A 25,999-nucleotide genomic window follows, 5' to 3' on the forward strand; every position below is an offset into this window, starting at 1 on the left:
TAAAAAATCGTGTACCATTTCAGGACTTGGGAGCAAACTACCTAAATACATTTGACAGAGAAAAACGAATAAAATCGTTATTAAAAGGGTTAATAAAATTGGGTTGGGCCGGAGAAATTCCATCTACCATGGCAATCTCTAACTGAAAAAAGCTAAAAAATGGACCCTGGGGTAAGTGCGCCCTTTTTTGGGTTTTTCGGGATAATGGTTTTATAGTAAGCTTGGGGAGCCTGTAACGTTTTGCCTCTCATGGTCAGAGACATATTGTTACCGGAACGAGTCTTTCAACTCGCCTGTGCAAAATCCCCATAAAAAATGCGCTGCCTCAGCAGCGCCACCTTCCCGCAATCCGCAATCCCAAATCCGCCATCCGAAAATCGAAATTGACTCTATCCATAAAACTGACAAATGACACAGAAAAACCCCGGCCCAAAGACCGGGGAAATCCAATAGTAACAGTTACAATCCATCGGCGGAGGGACTGTGGCCTGAACATGCAGGGACGGAGCTGCCGTATACCAGAGGTGGCCGACCAGTGTCACGTCGTATGGGAACTGTGTAATTCCGGGATTTCCTGTCTTTCGACCGGGGTTTCGTTGATTTTTCTTGCGCGCAATGGAGCTTTGAGAAAATTAATTGGATTCATCCCTCCGCCTGTTTCGATCGATACTGTACATTCAGGTTTGTGAAGGATTTCACCAGAGCTCTTTCCCGCTGCTCTGACTATATAGTACAAAAATAGAATTTTATTTTATTAGATTTTCATTAAACTTATATAGCGATTAGTTGTTAGTTTTTAGTGATTAGCGGCCGGCCATACAAAGTGATAAGCGGCAAGTGAAGGAGGCGGCCTGCGGCTCTAAAACAAAGGGGAAAGGGAAAAGAGGTAAGGGGAAAGGGATAGAGGCCGCAATACATATTGAAAGGGGCAATTATATATGTCCTCTGGCACGCATGTGAGATGGAAGGGTTCTGCCCGGACGGTGGTTCTGCATGAACCGCTTGTGCCTGCATTCCGGACCGTGCGGATGGCGGAGCGGAGAAGGAACAACGAATAACGATACGCCTGATTTTATTTCCAAAAGTATAAAGAAATACATTGCAATGTATCACCTGTTATGGTACAATAATCTCGCTGGGATGGCCCGGCTTTTTTAAATGCAAAGTTTAATATTTCTATTGACTTGCATATATTGCTTATGATATACTGATTAAGCATGTTAATTGGCCTGGGGCCAAAAAAGATTGAGTGAGGTGTAAAGAATGCGTGAAGGAATTACTCTTGCATGCACAGAATGCAAGCGCCGCAATTATCGTACAAACAAGAACAAGAAGAATACGTCCGAACGTATCGAAATGATGAAGTACTGCAAATGGTGCCACAAACACACTCTGCATAAAGAAACCAAATAATTTGAGTTAACTGGGGTGTGAGCATGGCCAAGGCGAAGCGTAAGACGACGACAAAAAGTCAGGTAGAGAGAGCACAGGAAGCTAACTCGTCATGGACCCGGTTTTTCAAAGAAACCAAGATGGAAATGAAAAAGGTCATTTGGCCTGAAAAGAAAGATATGATTCATTACACCATCGCTACCATCGTGTCCGTGGTTTTAGTTTCATTCCTGATTGTTGCAGTAGACTTCGTATTCAACGGCCTCTCCAGACTGTTGGTCACCGCTGTGGGCTGAGAGGAGAGAGACAATGTCGGATACAGAAGCTAAGAATAAGAATATCGCAGCAGAAAATCAGACTGAAGTCAGTGCTCCGACTGAAATTGGCGAGCCTACAGAAGGTGCCAAGAATATCCGCTGGTATGTCATTCATACCTATTCCGGATATGAAAACAAGGTCAAAGATACACTGACTCGTAAAGTTCATTCCATGGGAATGGATGATACCATTCTGGAAATCCTGCTGCCCCTCCAGGAAGAAGAAGAGGAAAAAGACGGCAAGACAAGAATGGTTGCCCACAAGGTATTCCCGGGCTACCTGCTGATCAAGATGGAAGTCAATGACAGAAGCTGGTATGTCGTAAGAAATACCCCGGGGGTTACCGGATTTGTCGGAACCACCACGAAACCGATTCCTCTTTCTGATGAAGAAGCAGAACGCATCATTAATGGCGAAAGCGCAAAGAAGCCGGCTGCAGTCAATGTAAAAGCCGGTGACCGCATCCGGATCACCAAAGGTGTATTCGAAGATAGAACCGCCACTGTTCTGGAAGTTGCCGATGACAAGGCAAAGATTAAGGCAGACATCAGCAATTTCGGAACAACTACTACGATAGAGCTGGAAGCGGGCTCCTTTGAACCGCTTCCTTAAAAATACTCTTGTGGGACTGCCTTGTACTAGACTCGTCCCACCGTGGGAGGGCCCGTTACAGCCCGAAAGTACCACATTCCCAATACGGATAGGAGGTGTAACATTATGGCAAAGAAAGTTGCAAAGGTAGTAAAACTGCAGGTAGCAGCCGGAAAAGCAACCCCGGCACCGCCAGTAGGCCCGGCCCTCGGTCAGGCAGGCGTTAACATCATGGCTTTCGTTAAAGACTTTAACGATCGTACCGCTAAACAGGTGGGCCTGGTTATCCCTGTAGAAATTACTGTTTTCGAAGATAGAAGCTTTACATTCATTTGTAAAACTCCGCCAGCAGCTGTCCTTCTGAAGAAGGCTGCAGGCATCGAAAAAGCTTCCGGTGAACCGAACAAGAAAAAAGCTGGTAAGGTCACCAAAGCTCAGGTCAAGGAAATCGCTGAAACAAAGATGCCTGACCTCAACGCCAACACTGTAGAAGCAGCAATGCGTCTCGTTGAAGGCACCGCCCGTTCTATGGGCATCGAAGTTGTAGACTAAGACTGACCCGTTCGTGGCAGGGTAAAACCCAAATGACCACATAGGAGGAAACAATGGCAAAACTGACAAAGAAACAGAAGGCAGCTGCAGCCATCGTTGACAGTCATAAGCTCTATGACATCGACGAAGCTGTAAAGCTGGTTAAAGAAGCAGCATCCGCAAAGTTTGATGAAACTGTAGAAGTTGCTTTCAATCTTAATATCAACCCGAAATACGCTGATCAGCAGCTCCGTGGCGCTACCGTTCTTCCGGCAGGTACCGGCAAATCCAAGAAAGTTCTCGTATTTGCCAAAGACCACAAAGAAGACGAAGCAAAAGCAGCAGGCGCTGACTACGTAGGCGGCAAAGAACTGGCCGACAAGATTATGCAGGGCTGGCTCGACTTTGACGTCGTAGTAGCAACTCCGGACATGATGGCTGTAGTTGGCCGTCTTGGCCGTATCCTCGGACCGAAAGGCCTCATGCCGAACCCGAAAGTTGGCACTGTAACCATGGATGTTACCAAAGCTGTCAACGAAATCAAAGGCGGCAAGGTACAGTACCGTACCGATAAAGCAGGCAACGTTCAGGTTATTATCGGCAAAGTATCCTTTACCGAAGACAAACTGAAACAGAACCTCCTGGCTATCTATAACACCATTCTGAAAGCTCGTCCTTCCACTGTAAAAGGTGCTTATATGAAGAGCCTCACCATCAGCTCTACCATGGGCCCTGGCATCCACCTGGATCCACTGAACGTAGTAGCTAAAAAAGCTTAATTAAAGAATTTACACTTAGCTGAAGACCGGCGGCAACAAGGTTTTAATGGGCGAAAGCCCGCCTCCCGAGGCTGAGTACTGGAATGCCAGTACCACGACCTCGCTTTGCGGGGTCGTTTTAGCTAACGTAGTAAATACAAATCCTAAAGCAGAGGAGGTGTACTTATGAGCGAAGAAAAGTATGAAGTCAAGATTCGTCCCGAAAAAGAAGCTTATGTCGCAGAAATGAAAGAAAAGCTCTCTTCCCAGGGCGTAGTTCTCCTGTCTTTCAACAAACTGACCGTAAAGGACGCTACGGCTCTCCGTCGTAAATTCCTGGCTCACGGCGTTGAATACAAGGTTGTTAAAAACACACTGACCCGTATCGCAGCTGATGAACTTGGTCTCCAGGGACTTGATGATCTGCTCCAGGGACCGAATGGTCTGGCAACCTGCAAAGATGACCCGGTTGCTCCAGCAGCAGCTCTGAAAGAATTCCTGAAGGAAAACAAGACTGAAGCTATTGCAATCAAAGCAGGCGTACTCGATGGCAAAGTCATCGATCAGGCTGGCGTCAAGGCTCTGGCAGATCTGCCATCCAAAGAACAGCTGCTTGGTATGGTTGCAGCAACCCTGCTGGCTCCGATTTCCGGACTGGCACGTGCCCTCAACGGCAACATTCAGAACCTCGCATATGCTCTCGAAGCAGTGCGTAAACAGAAAGAAACTGCGTAATCGATACGCATAAAATCATTCCATGGAGGAAAATAAAATGACCAACGAAGAAATTATTGAAGCCATTAGCAATATGTCCGTACTGGAACTCTCCCAGCTCGTTAAAGCTATCGAAGACAAATTCGGCGTTTCCGCAGCAGCTCCTGTAGCAGTAGCAGCAGCTCCGGCAGCAGGCGCAGCACCGGCTGAAGAAGAAAAGACCGAATTCGACGTAATCCTGAAGGAAATCGGCGACAAGAAGATCGCTGTTATCAAAGCTGTTCGCGAAATCACCGGCCTCGGCCTGAAAGACGCTAAAGCAGTTGTTGATGGCGCACCGAAAGAAGTTAAGACCGGCGTAGCTAAAGCTGAAGCTGAAGAAATGAAGAAGAAACTGGAAGACGCTGGCGCTACTGTAGAACTGAAATAATTCATGTTCTAAATAGCCAACACTTCAGACACAAAAAACCGGATCTCGAAAGGGACCGGTTTTTTATTTTCATTTGACAGAAGAGTTCTCATATTCTAAAGTAAATTTATACCAAATGATGAATGGGGGGGGGAACTCTATGAAAATACTTGTATTTGGAATCGGCGGCATCGGAGGTTTTGTGGGCGGTGCCCTGGCGAGGGTCCATGAAGAAACGTATTTCTATGCCCGGGGAAAGAGCCTTGAGGCCATCAGGGCCCGGGGGCTTCAGGTGGATTCAAAGATTCTTGGTACCTTTACGGTTCATCCTAAACGGGTAAGTCATGACCCGGTAGAGCTTGGCCGGATGGATGTCATTATCCTTTCCTGCAAGGGAAATGGCCTCGAGGAGGCCTGCCGGGATATGGCGCCCATGATTGACGAAAATACGGTGGTAGTGCCTCTTCTGAACGGAGTCCTCGTCTCGGAGCTTATGGAAAAATGGCTGCCGCCCTGCCATATCGCTGATGGGACGATCCGCGTATTTTCCCATCTGGAAGGCCCGGGAATGGTGCAGCAGACGGCGGCAGACGGAAAAATCGTGATGGGCATGAAAAAGGGGCCTGTGCCAAAGGCACTGAGGGAAACGGCAGCGCTTTTGAACCGGGGCGGTATTCCGGCGGAAGTGACGGACGATATCTGTCTGGCCAGCTGGGAGAAATATGCCCTCATGGGCACCAATTCCTGCCTCTTCTGCTATTTTGACGGACCGGTGGGGAAAGTCCGCTCCTCTAAAGAATATGAAGCAGCCGTTCACGGGGCTGAGCGGGAAGTGATCTCCGTGGCGAAGTCTAAAGGAGTTCATTTCCCTGAAAACTATGAAGATTTTTACGTCCATATCTTTGAAAGCCTGCCGGAAGATACGATTACGTCCCTCTATCGGGATCTGGACAGCGGGAAAAAGGCTGACGATACGGAGGTCCATATGATTCTGGGTCGTATGGCAGCCATGGGAAAAGAGATGGGCATTCCTGTTCCTTATTTCGCCAAAGCCTATGAAAGAGCCCTGGCAAAGGCAGCGAAGAACAATCCATGAAACAGACCGTCAGTCATTACATGATGCCGGATGACCGTATCCCGGATATCAAAGAAATTCTTGACCGCCTGGGCCTTGACGGCATTGAAAACCTCATTTATGGAAGAGTGCCGGCAGCCCGTCCGGCAGAAGAAATCACGGTGGGCTGCCATCTGGCCTACTGGCCGGTGTGGATGGATTTTTATCTGGGAAATAAGGAAGGCCTCGCTGAAGATTTTCCCATAAAAGAATCGGTCATTGAAAATTTCGGCGGCGAAACGGCCGAAGACTGGCTCGAAATGATCCGGGACAATATCCATGCGGCCCTGGCGGAAAAGCCGGAATACCTGGTATGGCATGCGGCGCACTGCAGAAATCGTGAAATATGGACTCACAAGTTTCACTATACCAGCGGGAAGTATTGGAAAAAACGGCAGAAGTATACAACCGGGTGAGTGATGCCGTGCCTTCCTCCGTATGGGTGCTCTTTGAAAATACGTTCTGGCCCGGCCTTTATAAACTGGACCCGGCAGAAGTGGACTATTTCTTCGGCCTTATTTCCAGGAATAATGTGGGCATCATGCTGGATACAAGCCACCTCATGGCGGCCAATCCGGATCTCACATCCGAGGCGGAAGGGGCAGAGTATATCTGCTCTGTGGTGAAGCGGCTGGGGAGCATGAAATCCCTGATTAAAGGAATTCATCTTTCCTGTTCTTTGTCCGGCGAATACCAGCGCCGGGTGGCAGGGAAAATCCCGGGTGTGGTAAATGTGGAAACCATCCGGCATCACATTATTTCCATGGACCAGCACAGGCCCTTCGCGACGGATGCGGCGAAGCGGATTGTGGAGTGCATAGATCCCCTCTATGTGACCCATGAACTTTTTGCCGATGATTTTTCCATTCCCCTGGATAAAGTGAAGCTGCAGAGGCGGGCCATGGGGAAATTTTAACTTCTCCCTGTACGGCTTGGGCTTTGCGTGGTACCATACATACAAATAACAATACAATTCTGCTCTCGTTTCAGAGAGCTTTCTTTTTATCGGGAAGAACCATGACATGAAACGAATTACCGGAGGGAAAATCAGCCACCTTAACGGTAGTGGGAGGAAAAGGGGTGCTGTAACACTTACCACTGCCCACTTGTCACTGAATAAATTATTTCATAAAAGGTCTTGACAATAAACGTTTCATGGCTTATCATATTTACATGTTCAGAAAACCAGATGACCTGAAAAGCCAGGATCGAGACAAAAGGTTTACTGCTTAATCTTCAGAGAGCCGGTGTATGGTGCGAACCGGTAGATGACAGTATTCATACTATCCCTCGAGAGCTCCTGTACTGAATTAAGTAAGTGCGGGCGTTGATTCACGTTACGAATAGGACTACAAAGTATAATGTAGGGTGGTACCGCGATTTCGCCCCTATCTTCTGATGAAGGTAGGGGCTCTTATATTTTGGGTACCAGAACTTGAAGTCCGTAAGTGATAAGTGGGAGTGGTACCGCGCATGTGCGCCTCCGCTGATGGAAGTCAGCGGAGGCTTTTTCTATGGCTTTTGGGAAATCTGATTTTTATTTTATTGAAAGAGGGAAGAACTATGCAGAAAAAATGGTTAAAAGGTATGGCAGCAGCTATGGCTGCATGTGCAGTAGTCGGCGTATTTGCAGGCTGCGGCGGTGGAGAAAAGAAAGCGGCAGCATCTGGTGCAGCTGCCGGCGGACAGACTGTTAAACTCGGTTTCGTGACCGCTTACACCGGCCCAGGCGCAGCTTATGGCGTAGCCATGAAGGAAGGCGTCGATTTGGCTGTTGAAGAAATCAATAAGAATCCGAATACCAAAGTCAAGATCGATCTCAAAACTTACGATACCAAACTGGTAAAGGCAGAAGCCATCAACGCATTCAAGAAGTGCATTGAACAGGATAAAGTCCTTGCTATCGAAGGCCCGATGACTTCTGGCGAAATGTTCGCAGCAGGCCCGATTGCCCAGCAGTCTAAAGTTGTCGCTTTCGGCACGGGCACCACTGCACCGGGAATCACCGATATCGGCGATTACATTTTCAGAAATGCAATTCCGGGCAAACTGGCTATTCCGGTTACCATGAAGAAAGCACATGACAAGCTGGGCTTCAAGAAAGTCGCTCTCATGTACTCCAACAACAATGACCAGATGGTAGGCGAATCCAAGATTTATCAGGAACTGTACAAGGAAATGGGTCTGGAAGTTGTCGATGTAGAAACCTTTGCTGATAAGGATACCGACTTCTCCGCACAGCTTACCAAGATTCAGGCTTCCAACCCGGATGTCATCTGCGTTGCAGGTCTCTATCAGGAAGGTGCCCTCATCGTCAAGAAGGCAAGAGAAATGGGCCTGAACCAGCCAATCGTCGGCAACAACGGCTTCAACAGCCCGGCTTATATCCAGCAGGGCGGAGCTGCTGCTGACGGCACCCTCGTGGCAACCCCGTGGGATGCAGAAAGAAAGACTGATAAAGCTCAGAATTTCAGAAAGGCATTCGTTGCTAAATACGGTCATGAACCGGATCAGTTCGCAGCTCAGGCTTATGATGCCATGTATGTACTCCATCAGGCAGTTGAACAGTCCGGCACCACTACCGACCGCAAGAAATTCCGTGATACCCTGGCAAAGATTAAGGACTTCGAAGGCGCTACCGGTAAATTCGAATTCGACCAGAACCGTGATCCGAAGATGGATCTTGCCGTACTTCAGGTTAAAGGCGGCAAATGGGTTCCGTTTGCTTAATCGGGCAGCCTGAAATTCAGGAAATATCACTGTCCCGGGGTCGGTGTCCCATGCGGGACATCGGGGACGGTGATTTCCTTCCTTCCTCAGTGACCGTGACTGCTTTGCAGAACTGAAGAGGGAAGCCGGGTGGGGTGACTACTCGAAAAATAAATAATGGGGACGGGCGGGAAGAAATATTTCTTCTCCGCCTGCCGATAGTTTTTCCCACACAAAGAGCAATGCATCCCTACGCATTGCTCTTTTGCGTTGGAAATATTTCTAATAAAAAGTTCTATTGATTAAAGAGAACAACCATTTTATAATAAATATAGAACATTTATTTCCGGAAAATGCGTTTTATGGAGGGCCTATGGAAAATCAGGTATATATGTGTATCGATCTCAAGAGCTTCTACGCCTCCGTGGAATGTGCGGCCCGGGGGCTGGACCCATTCCGGACAGATCTGGTGGTGGCAGATCCCACCCGCGGGCCCGGGGCTCTGTGTCTCGCTGTGAGCCCGGCATTGAAGGAAAAAGGGGTCCGGAACCGCTGCCGGCTTTACGAAATCCCTTCGAAATACAAGTACATCATCGCGCCGCCCCACATGAAAATGTACATGGAAGTGTCTGCCGACATTTACAAGACTTACCTGAAATATTTTGCCAAAGAAGACGTCTATGCCTACTCTATCGATGAATGCTTTGTCCATGTGACGCCCTACCTGGCCCTGTATAAAAGAGATGGCTTGTCGATTGCAAAAATGGCCATGGATGCGGTGTACAAGCGGACCGGCATCTGCGCCACTGCCGGGGTGGGGACCAATCTGTTTCTGGCCAAAATTGGCATGGACATCCTGGCCAAGCACCTTCCCACCCACATCGTCTACCTGGACGAGGCCCTTTTCAGGGAGAAAATGTGGCATCACCGGCCTATTACGGACGTGTGGAACATAGGGGGAGGCATCGCGGCAAGACTGGCGAAATACGGGGTCTACGACCTTCATGGCATTACGCTCCTTCCTGAGAAACTGCTGTATAGGGAATTCGGGGTGAATGCGGAATTCCTCATCGATCACGCCTGGGGCAGGGAACCCTGTACCATCGCCGATATCCATGCCTACCGGCCCGATGCCCGGTCCCTCAGTAACGGTCAGGTGCTTTTCGAGGATTATACCTATGAAGATGCGTCGCTTCTCGTCTTTGAAATGGCGGAAACCCTGATCCAGCAGCTGCTGGACGAATGCCTGGTGACGAAGGGCATTTCCCTCTATGCAGGGTATTCGGGAAGGCCCCGCATGGGAAGCGGCGGGACAAGACGCCTTGAAAGCTGGACCGACGTGCCCGAGGACATCTGGAAAGCTTTCGACAAACTGTATAAAGATAAAGTCATTCCCGGCATGGGTATCCGCACCATCAACCTTTCCCTGAATGACGTGGTGCCGGCGGGCTCGGTGCCCCGTTATTTCTCCCTTTTCCGTTCCGAGGCAGCAGAGGAGAAGCAGAAAAACGTGGAACGGGTGATGGTGGAAGTGAAAAGAAAATTTGGAAAAAACGCCATCCTTCGAGGCATCGATTACCTGCCGAAGGCAACGCTTCGAAAGCGTAATACACTCATAGGAGGTCATCATGAATAACAACAGGGCCCGCCAGTTTCTCCCTTTCAACGGTCTCAGGGGGTACGACGAACTGCTCTATGAAGCGGGACGGGAAAAAGAAGAAAAAAGAGAAATTACCGAAGACCATGCCTGGAAACTGTCCGGAGAGCTCCAGCTGGTGGAGCGGAAAATGACGGTCATCATCACATACTATGACGTCGATACCTACCGCACCATCACGGGGAAAGTGGAGCAGATCGACAAAATCTTCCGCGTCCTCCAGGTGGCAGGGAAGAGAATCTACTTTGAGGATGTGTGGGAGGTGAAAGTCATATCGGCGGAGAGTGATGATTCCCGTACGTGCTGATCGTGGTCCGTGATCCGTGGCCCGTGGTCCGTGAAGGTGGCGCCGCTGATGCGGCGTCGATTTTTTTATGGGGAATGTGCAAAAACGGGGTGCGGGGTGCGGGAAGGTGTCGGCGCTGATGCACCGACAATTTTTATGGGGAATGTGTACAGGCGGGGAATTATCGTACAAGAGGAAAGTGAAGGGAAATTCAGCTCCCTATCGTAAAAATTCCATGGGTTACGGTACGCATGAAAAGTAAGAGACACTCCGACATGTACCATATGCAGCCCCCTTTACCGCTTCGCGGAGTTTCCCCCGCAGGGGGACACGGGACGCTGTCGGTTATGTACATTTTCGAAATCCTTCTTCATACCGACCGATTCTATCGGTTATCAGGCGCTCCCCGCACAGCCTCCCCGAAGTTCAGGGAGGTGCCCGCAGAGCGGAGGGACTGTACTATCGTATAAGAGAAAAATGAGATAAATGACTCATGCAATCCCGGGGAGCTCCCGATGGGATGAAGGGGCGTACGATCCTGCATATCGAAAATGAAGAGAAAACCGGCTGCGTAACGCAGGACGGAGATCATTGACAGGGACTTAAAAAGCTGTGAAAGAGGAAATCCTCATTCACAGCTTTTTAAGGTGGATAAACAGCAAATTATGATATAAGGGACCGCCATATGAATGGATGCGGCCCACTGCCCCGGCTCACGGATCACGGGCCAGGAATCGCGAATAACGAAGATCGAAGAACGAAGATCGAAGAACGATCGGATAGGATGGTTAGTTCAAAATTACACGATTCGGAGCGCATTCGGCAACCGTACATATTTGAGCTGGTCCGACATATCCATGTAGAATTCCACGTCCGCATAGAAAGTATCGATGACTTCATGGAATGGGATGCCCATTTCATCCACATATTCATATTCCAGATAGTAGGGAGCCCAGCCTGCTTTCATAAAGAAGAATTTCATGGGGTTCAGACCATCTTTATTGTGGAGATGGGAAGCGGCAAGAAGTTCTTTGCCGGTGACATTATGGAAACCGAACCAGGAGGCAATGGAGAGGACCAGAAGTTTCAGCTTGTAGTCTTTTTCCAGTACGTCCAGTACGTCCATATTGACGTAGAGATCTTCCGCGATTTTCCGGATTTCCGGAAGCCTGGCATTGTACTCCTCTTCCGTCAGGTCAATGGAGAAGCCGTTTTTCAGTTCGTGAAGCATGCCTTTTCTGTGAGTCTTTAAATCCATGGGATACCTCCTTTGAGACTATATTGAGATTCCTCTGTTTATAGTATAACGCATGAATCGAAATCATTAAATGCGAAGCCTTATAGAAATATTTTAAATGAGACAATAATTTATTGTAATAAGAAATCGGTTAGTAATTAAAAAGTGGTAAATGGTAAGTGAAAAATAATAAGTGTATGTGGCGTGCAAAATAGGGAAGCGTGCCATATTGGATATATAAAAATGGACCGCGTCAAAATTTGAAGCGGTCCACCTTCACTTAATACTTACCACTGCGCACTGATCACTTTCAATCTATGAGAATGGAAGATTTAGCAGCATGGTATTTCTATTTCCGGAAAATTATTTCTTTTCGGCCAGTGCCAGGTCGTAGGATTTCTGGATACGGACGTAGTTGGCACGCCGTTCTTTAGCATCTCTTTCGGTCTTGGCGAAGAGTTCTTCGGCCTTGTCCGGGAAGAGTTTAGCCAGCGATGCGAAGCGGACTTCGCCCATAAGGTAGTCGCGGAAGTTTGCTTTCGGTTCGCGGCTGTCCAGATGGAAGGGATTCTTGCCCTTTTCAAGAAGGCTTGGATTGTAGCGCCAATTGCACCAGTAGCCGCATTCCACGGCTCTCTTTTCTTCTTCAGAGGATTTGCCCATGCCTGCTTTCAAACCATGGTTGATGCATGGAGCATAAGCGATGACAAGGGATGGTCCCGGGTAAGCTTCTGCTTCGGAAATGGCCTTGAAAGCCTGGTTCATATCTGCGCCCAGGGCAATCTGTGCAACATAGATGTAACCATAGGAAACGGCGATCATGCCGAGGTCTTTCTTCTTTGTCTTCTTGCCGGAAGCAGCAAATTTGGCAATCGCTGCGGCCGGGGTGGACTTGGAGGACTGTCCGCCGGTATTGGAGTAAACTTCGGTATCCAGGACGAGGACATTGACATCTTCACCGGAAGCGAGGACCTGATCAAGGCCTCCGAAGCCGATATCATAAGCCCAGCCGTCGCCGCCGAAAATCCACTGGGATTTCTTGACGAAATGATCTTTGAGGTCCAGGAGTTCCTTGTATTCCGGATGTGCGGAAACTTCTGCATTGAGGGCATCTTCCAGTTTGGCGGCCCTGTCTCTGGTGCCGAGGCCCACATCTTTCTTTTCCAGCCATTCATTGATGGCGGTCTTCACGGTTTCATCCGCAGATGGAAGGGCAGCTTCCAGCTTTTCGGTCAGCCGTTCACGGAGTTTGCCTTCGCCCAGATGCATGCCGAGGCCGTATTCAGCATTATCTTCGAAGAGGGAGTTTGCCCAGGCAGGACCCTGTCCGAGTGCATTCTTTGTATAAGGCATGGACGGGGAGGAAGCGCCGTAAATGGAGGAGCAGCCGGTAGCATTGGAAATCATCATACGGTCACCAAAGAGACGGGTAACCATATTGATATACGGGGTTTCGCCGCAGCCTGCGCAGGCACCGGAGAATTCAAAGTAGGTCGGTTCGAACTGTGCACCGCGGAGGTTTGTCTTGCCGAGAGGATTCTTCTTCGGCGGCAGGCTCTTTGCGTAATCCCAGAGGTTCTGTTTCGGCAGCTGGGTTTCAGCCGGTTTCATGACGAGTGCTTTCTTCGGAGCCGGGCAGGTATTGACGCAGATACCGCAGCCATAGCAGTCTTCCGGATCGATCATCATGCGGAATTTCAGACCTTTGACAGGACCTCTGAAATCTCTGACGATAAATCCTTCCGGCGCCTTTTCCGCTTCTTCTTCGGTGACGAGGATCGGGCGGATGGTGGCGTGCGGGCAGACTACAGAGCACTGGTTGCACATAATACAGTTTTCGGGAATCCATTCCGGAATATTAATGGCAGCGGATGGACGTTCATACTTGGAGGTACCGGAGGGGAAAGTGCCGTCTTCGATGCCCTTGAAGGTGGAAACAGGGAGATCGTCCCCTTCCTGCCGATTCATGACATCGCATACATTCTTTACGAAGTCCGGCCGCGAAGCTCTTGCAATGGAACCGCCGGTAGTAGCATGTTCCCATTCAAATGGAACTTCTACTTCTTCGATTCCGGTCATGCCTGCATCAACGGCTGCATTGTTCATATCGACGATGTTCTGTCCTTTTCTGCCATAGGATTTTTCATTGGAATCCTTCAGGTATTTCACCGCATCTTCGTCAGGAATGATGTGGGTGAGATGGAAGAAGGCGGACTGCATGATCATATTGATACGGCCGCCAAGACCGATGTTCTTTGCGATTTCAAAGGCATCGATGATGTAGAACTTCGCATGGAGGCTGGCCAGCTTTCTCTTCATGGATGCAGGAAGAACTTTTTCCAGGTCTTCTTTCTTCCATGGAGAGTTCAGGAGGAAAATACCGCCCGGTTTGAAGCCGCGGAGCAGGTCGTATTTATAAATATAGGACGGACGATGGCAGGCGATATAGTCAGCCTTGCGGATGAGGTACGGCTTACGGATCGGATCTTCGCCGAAACGGAGATGGGAAATGGTGACGCCGCCGGATTTCTTGGAGTCATAGGCGAAGTAGCCCTGGGCATACATATCGGTATGATCACCGATGATCTTGATGGCACTCTTGTTGGCGCCTACGGTACCATCAGAGCCGAAGCCCCAGAATTTGCAGGAAACCAGTTTGCCAGCCATTTCAGGAACCGGAACGGGAGCAAGGGAAAGATTGGTTACATCATCCACGATGGAAAGGGTGAAGTTGTGACGTGGATTTTCATCCTTCAGATGTTCATAGACAGCCATGATATCTTCCGGAATGACGTCCTTGGAGCCCAGACCATAACGGCCGCCGCATACTTTGATATTTCTGCCGGAAGAAGCAACTGCGGAAACCACATCCATGTAGAGCGGTTCGCCGATGGCACCGGGTTCACGGGTACGGTCGAGGACGGCAATTTTCTTTACTGTCTCAGGCAGCTGGGAGAGGAAATGTTTCACGGAGAACGGACGATAGAGATGAACATTCAGGACGCCCACTTTTTCTCCATGGGCGTTGAGGGCATCGGTGACGTCTTTGCAGATATCGGTGACAGAACCGATAGCGATCACTACGCGGTCTGCATCGGGGGCGCCATAGTAGTCGAAAAGATGGTAAGACCGGCCGGTGATGGCGGAAATCTTGTCCATGTATTCCTGAACGATATCAGGAAGGGCATTGTAGAAGGGGTTGGCCGCTTCACAATGCTGGAAATAAATATCCGGGTTTTCAGCGGTGCCGCGGATGACCGGATGATCCGGGTTAAGAGCGCGGGCCCTGAATTCGGAGAGGGCTTTCTGGTCGATGAGGGGAGCAAGCTGGTCATAGTCCAGGACTTCCACCTTCTGAATTTCATGGCTCGTACGGAAACCGTCGAAGAAATTGATAAAAGGTACGCGGCCTTTAATAGCTGCCAAATGGGCTACTCCGGCCAAATCCATGATTTCCTGTACATTGGCTTCTGCCAGAATAGCGCAGCCTGCAGCTCTGGCACTCATAACGTCCTGATGATCGCCAAAAATGGAGAGCGCATGATTGGCGAGGGCTCTGGCCGCGATATGGAAAACACCAGGAAGCAGTTCGCCGGCTACTTTATACATATTTGGAATCATGAGGAGCATGCCCTGAGATGCGGTATAAGTTGTGGTCAGGGCGCCTCCCTGGAGGGAACCGTGGAATGCGCCGGCAGCACCGCCTTCGGCCTGCATTTCTACGACCCTTACGGTGTCTCCGAAAATGTTCTTTTTCCCATGGGCAGACCATTCGTCCACAGATTCTGCCATTGGGGAGGATGGGGTGATCGGGTAAATGGCAGCGACTTCAGTGAAGGCGTAGGAAATATACGCAGCCGCTGTATTACCATCCATTGTTTTTACTTTTGTCACAGAACAACACTCCTTTTTCAAATACTTCCCATTTTCTTTGAAAAATACTTCTGCCCCCTGCAGGAGATGGAAAGGAATATGACTTTTGCGAATCCTCCGGCGGATTTTTAAAATAAATATTTTCTCAAAAAAGTCTTAAATAATCCCTTTTGACAGTGCTTTCTCTTGCAAGATGTGTTAAAATCCTGTACAATATCCTATGAGAAATATGCATAGATATCCGGACTTTATTCTATACAAATCATAGAAATTGCAGGACGGGCTGTGCAGGTTGCACACCTTAATTATAAAATAAAGTCATCCAATGTACAAGGATGGAAGGTGATGGGGAATGAATTTTTCACCGTCGGATATGCATGAGGAGGAATTATGGATTATCGTCATTTGAAATATTTCATGGAAGTGGCTCAGCAGAAGAGCTTCTCCAAAGCTGCAAGAAACCTTCATATTTCCCAGTCTGCCATCAGCCGCATGATTAAATCCCTGGAAGAAGAGCTGGGAGTCACCCTCTTCATCCGCAATGCAAAGACTGTGGAGATCACGGCACCCGGCACGATTTTCTACAATTATGCCAAACGCTGCCTTTTCGTCTTCGAGCATTTGAAATCGGACTTTGAAAATGAATTCAACCTGAAGCAGGACACCATCGAAATCGGGCTTCCCCCTATTACCGATGCCCATGTTTTCGCAAAGCTCCTGGGTGAATTCAAGAAGACCTATCCCCAGATCGCCATCAAACTGTATGAACACGGCTCCAAAGTCATCGAATCCTCCGTACAGGAAGGTATCATCGACGTAGGCATCATCTGCACCATTCCGAACAAGGATTTCGAATCCTTCTTCCTTTCAGAAGATGAAATGTGCGTGGTCATGCCGAAGGGCTATCCACTGGAAGAAAACAGGGAAGTTCCTATGAAACTCCTTGCCGATTATCCTCTCGTCCTTTACCGTGATGATTTCAATCTTCATGACGACATCCTCACGAACTGCAAGAAAATCGGCTTTACCCCGAAAATCGTATTTGAGACCAGCCAGCGGGAGCTCATGCTCCAGACCGTGGCTTCCGGTCTCGGCGTAGCCATCCTTCCGTCCCGCCTCTGCCCGTCCAACAGTGAGGACAGCAAAGTAGTGACCCGCGTCATGACGGAACCCCGCATGACCCATCATCTCTATGCTATCTGGAAAAAAGGCCGTTACCTCTCCAGGGCAGCCCGCCTGTGGATTGAATTCACGAAAGACCACCTGGCTCTGCTGAATAACAATACCAAGTTAGATGATGAGATGAGGAAATAATTTTCCATGGTCTGGAAAGAGTATTGGAAAAAGAATAAACCTCTCTGTATCGTGATCATTCTTCTGGCTGCCATGGTCCTTTACCAGCAGTTTCTCATCACGGACCTGCAGGAGCGGATGATGAATATCGAAGCTCAGCAGTATGATGACCAGCTGAACGATATCCGCTGGGAAGCGGAAACTGCCCTTTCCCAGAATGAAGAACAGCAGAAAGATATCATACAGCTTCAGGGCCATACTACGAAACAGGAATGGCGTCTCATGGAAATGGAATGGGATACTTACGGAAAATAAAGGATTCTCTGTTTTCCCTGAAAAACAGAATCATAAAAAGACGTCCCCGGGGAACGGGACGTCTTTTCTTTTGCGGAAAATGGGGAAGGGAGTTTCATGACGGGTACAGAAATAAAAATCAGGTGATTCTGCCGATTGCCGGGACTATCCTATTTCCCTAACCGCCGTATTCATGATAAAATAATATGTGTAAACAAAAATTTATTTAATACTTATTATATATACAGGAGTATTCTTCCATGCTGAGTCAGATTCAGGGATTATTCATGACGATGAGGCTCTGGGATATACTGGATATCCTGGTGGTAGCCTTTTTCCTTTATCGAATTTACATACTGATCCGCGATACCCGGGCTACGGCCCTTCTGAAAGGCCTGCTTTTTCTGGGCCTTCTTACTGTGTTTTCCGGATGGCTCCAGCTCCATGTGGTCAGCTGGATCCTGGACAAATTGATGACGGTGCTTATCGTAGCTTTGCCCGTAGTATTCCAACCGGAACTCCGCAGGGCCCTGGAGCAGATTGGCCGGGGAAAATTTTATATTTCCTCAAGAGTCATGAATGAAGTGGAGTGGGATCATGTCATTGATGATGTGGTATCTGCAACCATGACCATGTCAGCCAATAAAATCGGTGCCCTTATCGTATTTGAACGGAGTGTGGGGCTGGATGACCGGATCGATACGGGTATCCGTATCGAAGGCCTTGTTTCAAAAGAACTTCTTGGAAATATTTTTATCGTCAATACACCGCTTCACGATGGGGCTGTCATTATCCGTGAAAACAGGGTCATGGCGGCCGGCTGCCTTCTGCCTCTCACCCGTGACCACAGTCTTTCCACGGAACTGGGAACCCGTCACAGGGCAGCTATCGGTATGTCCGAACAGGCGGATTGTGTCATCGTGGTCGTTTCTGAAGAAACAGGCATTGTTTCCTATACCTATGGCGGCCATATCTATCGCGGTCAGGATGCGGACAGCCTGAAAAACGTGCTTCGCAATTTCCTGGTACAGAGCAAGCCGAAAGGAGTCAGCGACATGCTGCAGAAATGGAGGCCCTCGAAATGAAATGGACCCGTGTAGAATGGTGGCTTCCAAAACTTCTCTGCCTCATCGTGGCCTGTGCCCTTTGGGTATATGTCATGAATGAGCAGAACCCCATGGTGGAAAATACCTATACTGTACCGGTGGAAACGAGAGATCTTGACCGTTCCCTGGTGGCTACCAATGTGCCAAATTCCGTCAAGGTGAGAATCCGTATGCCCCGGAGCGATATGGTTTACATGCGTTCCGACAATATCAAAGCTTATGTAGACCTTTCCGGCATTACCGACGGGGATTATCCGAATACGCCGATTCGCGTTTCCGTGCCTTCCGATGAGACCGTCATTTCCGTAACGCCCCAGACGTTCAATCTGAATGTGGACACCTATGCGGTAAAGACACTTCCTGCGAAAGTCCAGGCCTTCGGTACACCGGAGACGAATTTCTCACTGGATAGTACAAAAGTTACTCCTGATACGATTACCATTGCCGGAAGTTCTGCAAAAATTTCCCAGGCGGACCGGGCTGTGGTTTCTGTCAACCTGGCAGGCAAAGAAAAGAATTTTGTCGAATTTGACAGTGTCAATGTGCTGGATCAGGAAGGAAATACGGTGACTGGCCTGGATATCATGCCCAGCCAGGTCAAAGTGGCCGTGAAGATGAAAGAAGAAATGAAGACGGGAAATCTTCCTCTCCGTATAGAAACAAGAGGAGAGCCTGCCAAAGGGTACAAAGTGGGAAGGATAACGATCAGTCCTCCGGTAGCGACGATCCGGGCTCCGGTTTCCTACTTTGAAAAGAATACCACCCACACCATGAATCCTATTGATGTGACCGGGGCCAGCAAGACGATTCGGCAGACCATCAATGTGCCTGTTCCATTGGGCGGTTCCGTGGCTGTTCCGAGAGTGACTGTCACTGTGGAAATTGAGGAAGACTGAGATTTTCCGGCAGGGAAATAAAACAGAATAGAGGAAGCAAAGGGGCTTCCGCCATGCCGCTTGACTTAAATGCTCTTTCGATGTATGATTGGAAAGTTATTTCTGAAATTTTTGGGAGGAACTTAAATGGTTACATTATTTGGTACTGATGGAGTGCGGGGACTTGTCAATTCGACCCTTATGCCGGAACTGGCTTACCAGCTGGGCCGCGCAGCAGGCGCTTATTTCTGCAAGACAAGGGGAGAGCATCGTTTCCTGATCGGTATGGATACCCGTATTTCCGGTTCCATGCTGACGGCAGCTCTTTCTGCAGGCCTCTGTGCTTCCGGAGTCAATGTGGACGTGGTGGGAGTCATTCCGACTCCGGGAATTGCCTATCTGACCCGGGTGGAAGGCTATGATGCAGGTGTTGTTATTTCCGCTTCCCACAATCCATTCCCCGATAACGGAATCAAATTCTTTGACCGGAATGGTTATAAACTGCCCGATGCGACGGAAGAAGAAATTGAAAATATTCTCCGCCATGATGAAACCATTGCCCGTCCCACAGGAGACGGAATCGGCGTCATCCGTGACGTACCGCAGCTTTCCGACAAATACAGAGAATTCGTGAAGAGCACCGTCAAAGGTGACTTTAAAGGTCTGAAAATCGTGACTGACTCCGCCAACGGCGCGGCTTCCGATTTCCTCCCCGGAATCCTTGCCGGACTGGGAGCCGAAGTGATTCCGATTTTCCATGAACCCAACGGCGTCAATATCAATAATGGCTGCGGTTCCACCCATATCGAAACCCTGCAGAAAAAAGTAGTGGAAATGGGCGCAGACTGCGGGATCGCCAATGACGGGGATGCAGACCGCTGCCTTTTCGTGGATGAAAAGGGACAGGTCCTGGACGGCGATCATCTGATGGTTATCAATGCCCTTAAGATGAAAGAAGAAGGCCGTCTCCATGACAATATGGTCGTGGGCACCGTCATGAGCAACCTGGGCTTCGGCAAAGCCCTTCGGGCCCATGGCTGCCAGACCGTATCTACCCAGGTGGGGGACCGCTACGTGCTGGAAGAAATGCTGAAACATGATTATTCCATCGGCGGCGAACAGTCGGGACATATCATTTTCCCGGAATTCAATACCACCGGGGACGGACTCATTACGGCAGTCCAGACCCTCATGGTTCTCCGGGACAGCGGCAAAAAAATGTCGGACCTCAATAAACTGATGGTCACCTATCCCCAGATCCTGAAAAATGTGGAAGTCTACAGTAAGAATGGCTGGGAAGAAAATGACCTCATCATGGATGCCATCCGGGCAGGAGAAAATGAACTGGCCGGAGAAGGACGAATCCTTGTCCGCGCATCGGGCACGGAACCCCTCATCCGCGTCATGGGTGAAGGCAGGGAACCGGACCAGCTCGAAAGGATTGTGGATGATATCGCATCCGTAATAGAATCCGAACTGGGAGTAGGAAACAACTGATTTTTAGAGTCAATTGAGATGAATATGGTTTGAGACAATAGCGATGATCGTGATCCGTGGCCCGTGGTCCGTGATTCGTGAAGGTGGCGCCCCCTGGGGCGCCATTTTGTATGGGGGAAATGGTGGAAGACGGGATTACGGGGGAAGGATAGAGATAATAGCGATGATCGTGATCCGTGGTCCGTGGTTTGTGGTTTGTGAAGGCGGCACCCTTGGGGCGCCATTTTTGTATGGGATTGCTCATTGTTATTTTTATAAATGCATGGAAATATTTTTTGTTTCTGAAAAAATATCATAAAAAATAAAATTAATTTTGCAAAATATAATAATGGTATATAATGAGAAAGACAACGAGTACAGAGGAAATCAATAATCATTCATTAAAACAGACTGTAAAAATATATTAACAAATGCTCTTTTTTGTGTTATGGTTATGTTTGTACTCATTTATATTTTCAGGGAGGGTTTTTATGAAATTCACATGTAAGAAAACGGCAGCTTTTCTGGCAGTCCTTGCGTTGGGAGGTTTTTATGGAGCTGATGCCGCAGGAATGCCGGTGTATACGCTGAAGGGGATCACAGTCACCGCGAACCGTCAGGCAGAAAGACTTCAGGATGTACCGGCCACGGTTCAGGTAGTTACTGAAAAAGAAATCCAGACTAAAAATGCCCAGAATACAGCTCAGGCAGTCGCCATGGCAACCGGTGTTTCCGGAAGCCAGTCCATTGAAGGGACCGTAAGCCTTCGCGGCTATGACAGCAAAAATATCCTTGTCCTGGTCGATGGCCAGCAGATGAATACGGCCTGGAACGGAGACGTGGACTGGAACATGATTCCTGTGAACAATATCCGTAAGATTGAAGTTGTTTCCGGCGGACAGTCTGCTCTCTATGGCGGCCGTGCCGTAGGCGGCGTGATCAATATCATCACCAAGACCCAGAAACAGGATGGCCTTCATGGTTCTGCCTTTGTCACCTATGGCAGCCATGCGACTGTTAATCAGGGGTATAACCTGGGCTTCAAGAAAGATAAAGTTTCCGTGGGCGCTTTCTATAACAGCAATATCACCGATGGCTGGAGAGATTATCTGAATTCCGCTACATCGGCCCAGAAGAAATATCTTTCCGGTCAGGACGAAACCGATGCAAAAGGAAACCTGATTTCCGGCAACCGCGGCAAGAAACATGTCATGTCCGAGAGCTACGGCTTCAATGTGGGTTATGATTTCAATGATAACCAGAGACTGACCTATAAATTTGTCCGTTCCAACTATGACTGGAAATACAACGATCCTGTTTCTTATCTGAAAAAAGGAAACACGACCATGTGGCCGGGCGTTGATTTCAAAGATGGATCCAGCACCACCACATTCTATGGGGCAAGAGGATGGAGAGCATATAACATGCACTCCCTGACCTATAATGACCAGAAGAACAAGGTCCATGCCCATATCGGTATGGTGGATTACCTGAAAGATGGTTACACGTACCCACGCAGCAATAAAAAAGGTGCACTGGATAGCGATTTTAATGGTGCAGGCAAGAAGACTTCCTATCCGTCCAAGACCTGGAATTTTGATGTAAACAAGCGCTGGACCCTGGGCGCTCATACCGTCCTCTTCGGCGGCGCTTATACCCAGTCCAAATTCAGCGAAACCATTGAAAATGAAATTTCCGACTGGAAATCCTGGAACGGCAAATCCAAGGGAGTAGACCAGAGACTGGGCGGTAAAGATAAGAGCTTTGCCTTCTACCTCCAGGATAAATGGGCTATTTCCAAAAAGTGGACTGCCTACGTAGGCGGCCGGTATGACCATTACAAGAAATATGACGGCTATAACCAGTATGCCGGACAGGATGCCAAGACATTCGGCTCCGCTTCCTATGACAAATTCTCCCCGAAGCTGTCCGTGGACTATGCATTTGATGACAATACCAATGCTTATATTTCCTACGGCAAATCCTTCAATCCGCCGATCCTGTACCAGGTATACCGCTATGCAGACAGAAGCGGCACCAAGTATGAAACCAACCCGTCCCTGAAGCCGGAAACCACGGATACCTGGGAACTGGGCCTGAAGAAAAAGATTGGGAACAAGACCGATATCCATGCAGACGTATTCTATGCAAAGACCAAGGATGATATCGGACTGGAACCTCTTGATCCTGCAGGAAAGACCAAGCAGTACCAGAACCGCGGCGAATCCAAGACTCATGGCTTCGAACTTTCCCTGAACCAGCGTCACAGCGATGCGTGGACCTCCTACATCAACTATACCTGGCAGATCGGCAAGGTAGACGGAGACAAGAATTATGATATCCCCCGCCATCTGCTCCATTTGGGAACCACCTACAATAAAGATGCCTGGACTTTCAATGCGGACGGCATGTTCATTTCCGACCGCACTGAAGCAGGCCTGAAGAGCGGTCATTTCAAGGCAAGAGATACCTACTTCCTTATGAATGTCAGTGCCGCCTATCAGTTCACAAAGAACTTTAATCTCCAGTTCGGTATCAATAATCTCTTTGACCGTGAATACTACGATGAAGATATCGTATCCAACCATTACTATGTAGGTGACGGCAGAACCTATACCCTCACTGCCCGTTATTCCTTCTGATTTCCCAAATAAAAACAGTGAAAACCCTTTCCGGTTTCCACTGTTTTTTTATTTCCTGAAATGACAAGCCATCAACTGAAGGCTGACTGCTAACGGCTAACAACTAACGGCTGACTACTCTTCTTCGCTCCAGGGCAGATGGACGTGCATTTTGGAAAATTTCGGCAGGATGCCCCGGTCTTCCACGGGGTCTTTCGGTGTGAAAATGGTGAGGCGGTCCGGGAAGATTTCCAGATCCAGGGGGAAGGTGGGTCCCAGATCCCCATCCACATTGGTGGCGATGGGTTCGTTTTCCGCAATGGAAAGATGGGCTTTTTTGAAGGAAACCACGGTGAGGAAATCCGGGCCCATCTGCATGCCGGAGAGGAGTTTCGGTGCCGATTTGATGGCCCAGAGCCATTCGAAATTATGCATGAGACAGAGTTTGATGAGTCCCTTGTTCCTCTCTTCCGGAGGAAGAAGATTATGGAAACTTCCGGCGGAATCGGTGAGCATGGCAGCAATAAGGGTTGAAGTGACTTCGACTTTACGGCCCGTATCCGTTTCTACTTTGAAATGGTAGGATTTCTGTTTATTGAGGACCGTGGCGCCTTTCATGAAATAAGCGAGGGAGCCGAAAAGGGTCTTTTCTTTAATCGTTACTTTCCCTACAGCTTCAGAAATGGAACCGGCAGCTACTACGTTGATGAAGTAACGGTCATTCACTTTGCCCACATCGATTTTTGTCCGTACTGCCGTTTCCAGCATACGGATGGCCCCTTTCGGGGAACGGGGGATATGGAGGGCCCGGGCCAGATCGTTGACCGTACCGAAGGGAATAAAGCCAAAGGTGGAGGAACTGTCTACAGGAACCATGCCATTGATGGTTTCATTGATCGTTCCATCTCCGCCCATGCAGATCACATCCCGTCCTGCCAGGGCAGCTTCCCTGGCAAAAGTGGTGGCATCGCCCGGTTTTTTCGTGATTTTGACTTCTACTTCTTTGAAACGCGTTTCTAGGACTTCCTGCAGCAGGGGAAGATACTTCGGTGCCCGTTCATGACCCGCCGTGGGATTCATAATGATGGTGCACTGCCCTTCTTTTTCCATGAAGACTCCTCCAATACCAAATAGTCATATTACTATTATTATACCAAATGGAAATAGGGTTTTTACAGAGTGTTTCACAGGATTGATGAATATCACAGGAAATATTTTACCAAAACAACTTTTGAATCGGGGATATCGGGACTATCGGGGGACTTGGGAAGGTGGCGCCCTGAAATTCATAGAGACGTTTTTTATATATGGTCATTTTTGCTGACTGCCAACCACTGCCTGCCCATCTTATTTCCAAAAACCACTGGACCAATTTCAGAAATTGTGTCATGATTAATAAAATACAAAGGAGGAATTTCTCATGGAAGAAATGAGCGAACTTTTTTATAAAGATGCCTATCTGAAGGAATTTGATGCCACTGTCGTTTCCTGCACGGAAGCGAAGAAACATTTTGAGGTGATTCTGGACGACACCGCTTTTTATCCCGAAGGAGGCGGACAGCCGGGAGACCATGGAACTTTGGGAGATGCGAAGGTGCTGGACGTCCATCGGAAAGAGGGGCTGGTGGTCCATTATACGGATAAGCCGCTCGCCGTGGGTGCAAAAGTTCATGGAAAAATCGACTGGCAGCGGCGCTTTGATTTCATGCAGAATCATTCCGGCGAACACATCTATTCCGGACTGGTTCACAAGAAATTCAAGTATGACAATGTGGGTTTCCACATGGACCAGATTGTTACCATCGATTTCAATGGTCCCATGACCTGGGAAGATGCCAAAGAAATCGAAAAAGAAGCCAATCAGCTCATTTATGACGATGTGGAAACGAAAATTACCTTCCCCACGCCGGAAGAATTGAAGACCATTCCTTACCGCAGCAAAATCGAACTCACCGGAAAGGTACGAATCGTGGAATTTCCGGGAGGCGATATCTGCGCCTGCTGCGGCACCCATGTAAAGAGGACCGGTGAAATCGGCCTCATCAAAGTCCTTTCCCTTATGAATCATAAGGGTGGAGTCCGCGTGGAAATCACCTGCGGCAGAAGGGCCATGGAAGATTACGATACCATCCATGAACTGAACCGGGACATTGCGGTCCGCTTCTCCGTGAAACCCTATGAAACGGTGAAAGCCATCGAAAAGGTGGAAAAAGACGTACTGGAGCTCCGCCAGAAAATCAATGAAATGAACAAACGGTACTTCACCATGAGAAGGGCTTCCATTCCTTCAGGAAAGAAAGCAGTGCTCCTTGCCGAAGATGGCATGGGCCCCATGGAACTCCGTAAATTCTGCGAATACCTCATCGAAGAAAATGCAGCGGAAATCATTTTCCTCGTTTCAAAGAAAGATGAAAAGTCTCTCAACTTTGCCATCGGCAGCCCGGGCATCAATCTGAAACCGCTTCTTAAAGTTTGGAATCAGCAGCTTCACGGCCGGGGCGGCGGAAAGGATATCATGCAGGGGTCTTTCCAGTGTGAGCTTTCTGATGTGGAAACACTGGTGGGTGGGCTGAATCAATAATGAAGCTGTCAGCCGTTAGCCGTCAGCCGTTAGCCGTTAGCATTTAGCAGTTAGTAATTAGTAATTAGTTTTAGCATGCAGTGCCTGGCTGCAGGTTATCAGAATAACTCTCCTGTGAAATATCTGTTAAAAAGGATTTGAAAGGTCTCTGCTCTTTCAAATCC

Annotated in this window: 24 protein-coding genes and 1 other annotated feature; of the genes, 21 read left to right on the forward strand and 3 right to left on the reverse strand. The window is 48.7% G+C overall.

Annotation, left to right across the window (positions count from 1 at the left end):
- Nucleotides 1-1,263: 1,263 nt before the first annotated feature.
- The 13 genes from rpmG (at nt 1,264) to VZT47_RS03435 (ending at nt 10,500) form a co-directional block, all read left to right on the forward strand.
- On the forward strand, nt 1,264-1,413 hold the full coding sequence (gene rpmG, locus VZT47_RS03375; RefSeq protein ID WP_330223565.1) for a 50S ribosomal protein L33: 150 nt from the start codon (nt 1,264-1,266) through the stop codon (nt 1,411-1,413).
- A gap of 23 nt (nt 1,414-1,436) precedes the next feature.
- The gene (gene secE, locus VZT47_RS03380; protein ID WP_330223566.1) at nt 1,437-1,688 is read left to right on the forward strand and encodes a preprotein translocase subunit SecE; all 252 of its coding nucleotides are present in this window, start codon (nt 1,437-1,439) and stop codon (nt 1,686-1,688) included.
- 13 nt (nt 1,689-1,701) lie between these two features.
- Nucleotides 1,702-2,322 carry a transcription termination/antitermination protein NusG gene (nusG, locus tag VZT47_RS03385; RefSeq protein ID WP_330223567.1) on the forward strand — a complete coding sequence of 207 codons (621 nt, stop codon included), beginning with the start codon at nt 1,702-1,704 and terminating at the stop codon, nt 2,320-2,322.
- Nucleotides 2,323-2,427: 105 nt separating this feature from the next.
- Nucleotides 2,428-2,853 carry a 50S ribosomal protein L11 gene (gene rplK / locus VZT47_RS03390; RefSeq protein ID WP_330223568.1) on the forward strand — a complete coding sequence of 142 codons (426 nt, stop codon included), beginning with the start codon at nt 2,428-2,430 and terminating at the stop codon, nt 2,851-2,853.
- A 53-nt stretch (nt 2,854-2,906) separates the two neighbouring features.
- The gene (gene rplA, locus VZT47_RS03395; RefSeq protein ID WP_330223569.1) at nt 2,907-3,611 is read left to right on the forward strand and encodes a 50S ribosomal protein L1; all 705 of its coding nucleotides are present in this window, start codon (nt 2,907-2,909) and stop codon (nt 3,609-3,611) included.
- Between the two features lie 165 nt (nt 3,612-3,776).
- Entirely contained in the window at nt 3,777-4,325 is a 549-nt protein-coding gene (gene rplJ, locus VZT47_RS03400) for a 50S ribosomal protein L10 (protein ID WP_330223570.1), read from the forward strand.
- A 37-nt stretch (nt 4,326-4,362) separates the two neighbouring features.
- Complete coding sequence (rplL, locus tag VZT47_RS03405; RefSeq protein ID WP_330223571.1) at nt 4,363-4,734, forward strand: 50S ribosomal protein L7/L12; 372 nt, start codon at nt 4,363-4,365, stop codon at nt 4,732-4,734.
- 139 nt (nt 4,735-4,873) lie between these two features.
- Entirely contained in the window at nt 4,874-5,809 is a 936-nt protein-coding gene (locus tag VZT47_RS03410) for a ketopantoate reductase family protein (RefSeq protein WP_330223572.1), read from the forward strand.
- Nucleotides 5,806-6,243: a hypothetical protein gene (locus VZT47_RS03415; RefSeq protein ID WP_330223573.1), complete on the forward strand. Its 438-nt coding sequence runs from the start codon at nt 5,806-5,808 to the stop codon at nt 6,241-6,243. The genes VZT47_RS03410 and VZT47_RS03415 overlap by 4 nt, the downstream gene beginning before the upstream one ends.
- On the forward strand, nt 6,210-6,743 hold the full coding sequence (locus VZT47_RS03420; RefSeq protein ID WP_330223574.1) for a hypothetical protein: 534 nt from the start codon (nt 6,210-6,212) through the stop codon (nt 6,741-6,743). The genes VZT47_RS03415 and VZT47_RS03420 overlap by 34 nt, the downstream gene beginning before the upstream one ends.
- Before the next feature lie 279 nt (nt 6,744-7,022).
- Nucleotides 7,023-7,220, forward strand: a binding site (T-box leader).
- A gap of 170 nt (nt 7,221-7,390) precedes the next feature.
- On the forward strand, nt 7,391-8,557 hold the full coding sequence (locus tag VZT47_RS03425) for an ABC transporter substrate-binding protein (RefSeq protein ID WP_296954338.1): 1,167 nt from the start codon (nt 7,391-7,393) through the stop codon (nt 8,555-8,557).
- A gap of 352 nt (nt 8,558-8,909) precedes the next feature.
- Complete coding sequence (locus VZT47_RS03430) at nt 8,910-10,172, forward strand: Y-family DNA polymerase (protein WP_330223575.1); 1,263 nt, start codon at nt 8,910-8,912, stop codon at nt 10,170-10,172.
- Nucleotides 10,165-10,500 (forward strand): hypothetical protein, encoded by a 336-nt coding sequence (locus tag VZT47_RS03435; protein WP_330223576.1) that lies wholly within the window; start codon nt 10,165-10,167, stop codon nt 10,498-10,500. Before VZT47_RS03430 ends, VZT47_RS03435 begins: the two co-directional genes overlap by 8 nt.
- A gap of 778 nt (nt 10,501-11,278) precedes the next feature.
- Here the strand turns inward: VZT47_RS03435 and VZT47_RS03440 are convergent.
- Together VZT47_RS03440 and nifJ are read right to left on the reverse strand one after the other, a co-directional pair.
- The gene (locus VZT47_RS03440; RefSeq protein ID WP_330223577.1) at nt 11,279-11,737 is read right to left on the reverse strand and encodes a hypothetical protein; all 459 of its coding nucleotides are present in this window, start codon (nt 11,735-11,737) and stop codon (nt 11,279-11,281) included.
- Nucleotides 11,738-12,079: 342 nt separating this feature from the next.
- A complete protein-coding gene (gene nifJ, locus VZT47_RS03445) occupies nt 12,080-15,592 on the reverse strand; it encodes a pyruvate:ferredoxin (flavodoxin) oxidoreductase (protein WP_330223600.1) in 3,513 nt (1,170 codons plus the stop codon).
- A gap of 387 nt (nt 15,593-15,979) precedes the next feature.
- On the opposite strand from nifJ, the gene VZT47_RS03450 reads away from it, so the two are divergent.
- The 7 genes from VZT47_RS03450 (at nt 15,980) to VZT47_RS03480 (ending at nt 23,275) form a co-directional block, all read left to right on the forward strand.
- Nucleotides 15,980-16,903 (forward strand): LysR family transcriptional regulator, encoded by a 924-nt coding sequence (locus VZT47_RS03450; RefSeq protein ID WP_330223578.1) that lies wholly within the window; start codon nt 15,980-15,982, stop codon nt 16,901-16,903.
- Nucleotides 16,904-16,909: 6 nt separating this feature from the next.
- On the forward strand, nt 16,910-17,197 hold the full coding sequence (locus VZT47_RS03455) for a hypothetical protein (protein WP_330223579.1): 288 nt from the start codon (nt 16,910-16,912) through the stop codon (nt 17,195-17,197).
- A 239-nt stretch (nt 17,198-17,436) separates the two neighbouring features.
- A complete protein-coding gene (cdaA, locus tag VZT47_RS03460) occupies nt 17,437-18,261 on the forward strand; it encodes a diadenylate cyclase CdaA (RefSeq protein ID WP_330223580.1) in 825 nt (274 codons plus the stop codon).
- Nucleotides 18,258-19,178: a CdaR family protein gene (locus VZT47_RS03465; protein ID WP_330223581.1), complete on the forward strand. Its 921-nt coding sequence runs from the start codon at nt 18,258-18,260 to the stop codon at nt 19,176-19,178. Before cdaA ends, VZT47_RS03465 begins: the two co-directional genes overlap by 4 nt.
- 126 nt (nt 19,179-19,304) lie before the next feature.
- The gene (gene glmM / locus VZT47_RS03470; RefSeq protein ID WP_330223582.1) at nt 19,305-20,654 is read left to right on the forward strand and encodes a phosphoglucosamine mutase; all 1,350 of its coding nucleotides are present in this window, start codon (nt 19,305-19,307) and stop codon (nt 20,652-20,654) included.
- Between the two features lie 43 nt (nt 20,655-20,697).
- Entirely contained in the window at nt 20,698-20,952 is a 255-nt protein-coding gene (locus VZT47_RS03475; RefSeq protein WP_330223583.1) for a hypothetical protein, read from the forward strand.
- A gap of 172 nt (nt 20,953-21,124) precedes the next feature.
- Nucleotides 21,125-23,275 (forward strand): TonB-dependent receptor, encoded by a 2,151-nt coding sequence (locus VZT47_RS03480; RefSeq protein WP_330223584.1) that lies wholly within the window; start codon nt 21,125-21,127, stop codon nt 23,273-23,275.
- A 114-nt stretch (nt 23,276-23,389) separates the two neighbouring features.
- Here the strand turns inward: VZT47_RS03480 and VZT47_RS03485 are convergent, their stop codons facing one another.
- Nucleotides 23,390-24,364, reverse strand: a complete 975-nt coding sequence (locus VZT47_RS03485; protein WP_330223585.1) for a diacylglycerol/lipid kinase family protein — start codon at nt 24,362-24,364, stop codon at nt 23,390-23,392.
- Between the two features lie 310 nt (nt 24,365-24,674).
- Here VZT47_RS03485 and VZT47_RS03490 point away from each other — a divergent pair, with 310 nt between their 5' ends.
- Nucleotides 24,675-25,835 (forward strand): alanyl-tRNA editing protein, encoded by a 1,161-nt coding sequence (locus tag VZT47_RS03490; protein WP_330223586.1) that lies wholly within the window; start codon nt 24,675-24,677, stop codon nt 25,833-25,835.
- Nucleotides 25,836-25,999: the final 164 nt, after the last annotated feature.

The organism is Dialister sp., assembly GCF_036343215.1.
Taxonomy (GTDB): Bacteria; Bacillota; Negativicutes; order Veillonellales; family Dialisteraceae; genus Dialister.

What these genes read in the sequence shown, in the direction of transcription:
- VZT47_RS03435 (WP_330223576.1), top strand. Translation starts at nt 10,165, where the DNA reads ATGAATAACAACAGGGCCCGCCAGTTTCTCCCTTTCAACGGTCTCAGG.
- VZT47_RS03465 (WP_330223581.1), top strand. Translation starts at nt 18,258, where the DNA reads ATGAAATGGACCCGTGTAGAATGGTGGCTTCCAAAACTTCTCTGCCTC.
- VZT47_RS03430 (WP_330223575.1), top strand. Translation starts at nt 8,910, where the DNA reads ATGGAAAATCAGGTATATATGTGTATCGATCTCAAGAGCTTCTACGCC.
- rplL (WP_330223571.1), top strand. Translation starts at nt 4,363, where the DNA reads ATGACCAACGAAGAAATTATTGAAGCCATTAGCAATATGTCCGTACTG.
- VZT47_RS03415 (WP_330223573.1), top strand. Translation starts at nt 5,806, where the DNA reads ATGAAACAGACCGTCAGTCATTACATGATGCCGGATGACCGTATCCCG.
- VZT47_RS03450 (WP_330223578.1), top strand. Translation starts at nt 15,980, where the DNA reads ATGGATTATCGTCATTTGAAATATTTCATGGAAGTGGCTCAGCAGAAG.
- nifJ (WP_330223600.1), bottom strand. Translation starts at nt 15,592, where the DNA reads ATGGATGGTAATACAGCGGCTGCGTATATTTCCTACGCCTTCACTGAA.
- rplJ (WP_330223570.1), top strand. Translation starts at nt 3,777, where the DNA reads ATGAGCGAAGAAAAGTATGAAGTCAAGATTCGTCCCGAAAAAGAAGCT.
- VZT47_RS03475 (WP_330223583.1), top strand. Translation starts at nt 20,698, where the DNA reads ATGATCGTGATCCGTGGCCCGTGGTCCGTGATTCGTGAAGGTGGCGCC.
- VZT47_RS03480 (WP_330223584.1), top strand. Translation starts at nt 21,125, where the DNA reads ATGAAATTCACATGTAAGAAAACGGCAGCTTTTCTGGCAGTCCTTGCG.
- VZT47_RS03485 (WP_330223585.1), bottom strand. Translation starts at nt 24,364, where the DNA reads ATGGAAAAAGAAGGGCAGTGCACCATCATTATGAATCCCACGGCGGGT.
- VZT47_RS03490 (WP_330223586.1), top strand. Translation starts at nt 24,675, where the DNA reads ATGGAAGAAATGAGCGAACTTTTTTATAAAGATGCCTATCTGAAGGAA.
- rplA (WP_330223569.1), top strand. Translation starts at nt 2,907, where the DNA reads ATGGCAAAACTGACAAAGAAACAGAAGGCAGCTGCAGCCATCGTTGAC.
- VZT47_RS03455 (WP_330223579.1), top strand. Translation starts at nt 16,910, where the DNA reads ATGGTCTGGAAAGAGTATTGGAAAAAGAATAAACCTCTCTGTATCGTG.
- nusG (WP_330223567.1), top strand. Translation starts at nt 1,702, where the DNA reads ATGTCGGATACAGAAGCTAAGAATAAGAATATCGCAGCAGAAAATCAG.
- rpmG (WP_330223565.1), top strand. Translation starts at nt 1,264, where the DNA reads ATGCGTGAAGGAATTACTCTTGCATGCACAGAATGCAAGCGCCGCAAT.
- VZT47_RS03410 (WP_330223572.1), top strand. Translation starts at nt 4,874, where the DNA reads ATGAAAATACTTGTATTTGGAATCGGCGGCATCGGAGGTTTTGTGGGC.
- glmM (WP_330223582.1), top strand. Translation starts at nt 19,305, where the DNA reads ATGGTTACATTATTTGGTACTGATGGAGTGCGGGGACTTGTCAATTCG.
- secE (WP_330223566.1), top strand. Translation starts at nt 1,437, where the DNA reads ATGGCCAAGGCGAAGCGTAAGACGACGACAAAAAGTCAGGTAGAGAGA.
- VZT47_RS03425 (WP_296954338.1), top strand. Translation starts at nt 7,391, where the DNA reads ATGCAGAAAAAATGGTTAAAAGGTATGGCAGCAGCTATGGCTGCATGT.
- cdaA (WP_330223580.1), top strand. Translation starts at nt 17,437, where the DNA reads ATGCTGAGTCAGATTCAGGGATTATTCATGACGATGAGGCTCTGGGAT.
- rplK (WP_330223568.1), top strand. Translation starts at nt 2,428, where the DNA reads ATGGCAAAGAAAGTTGCAAAGGTAGTAAAACTGCAGGTAGCAGCCGGA.
- VZT47_RS03440 (WP_330223577.1), bottom strand. Translation starts at nt 11,737, where the DNA reads ATGGATTTAAAGACTCACAGAAAAGGCATGCTTCACGAACTGAAAAAC.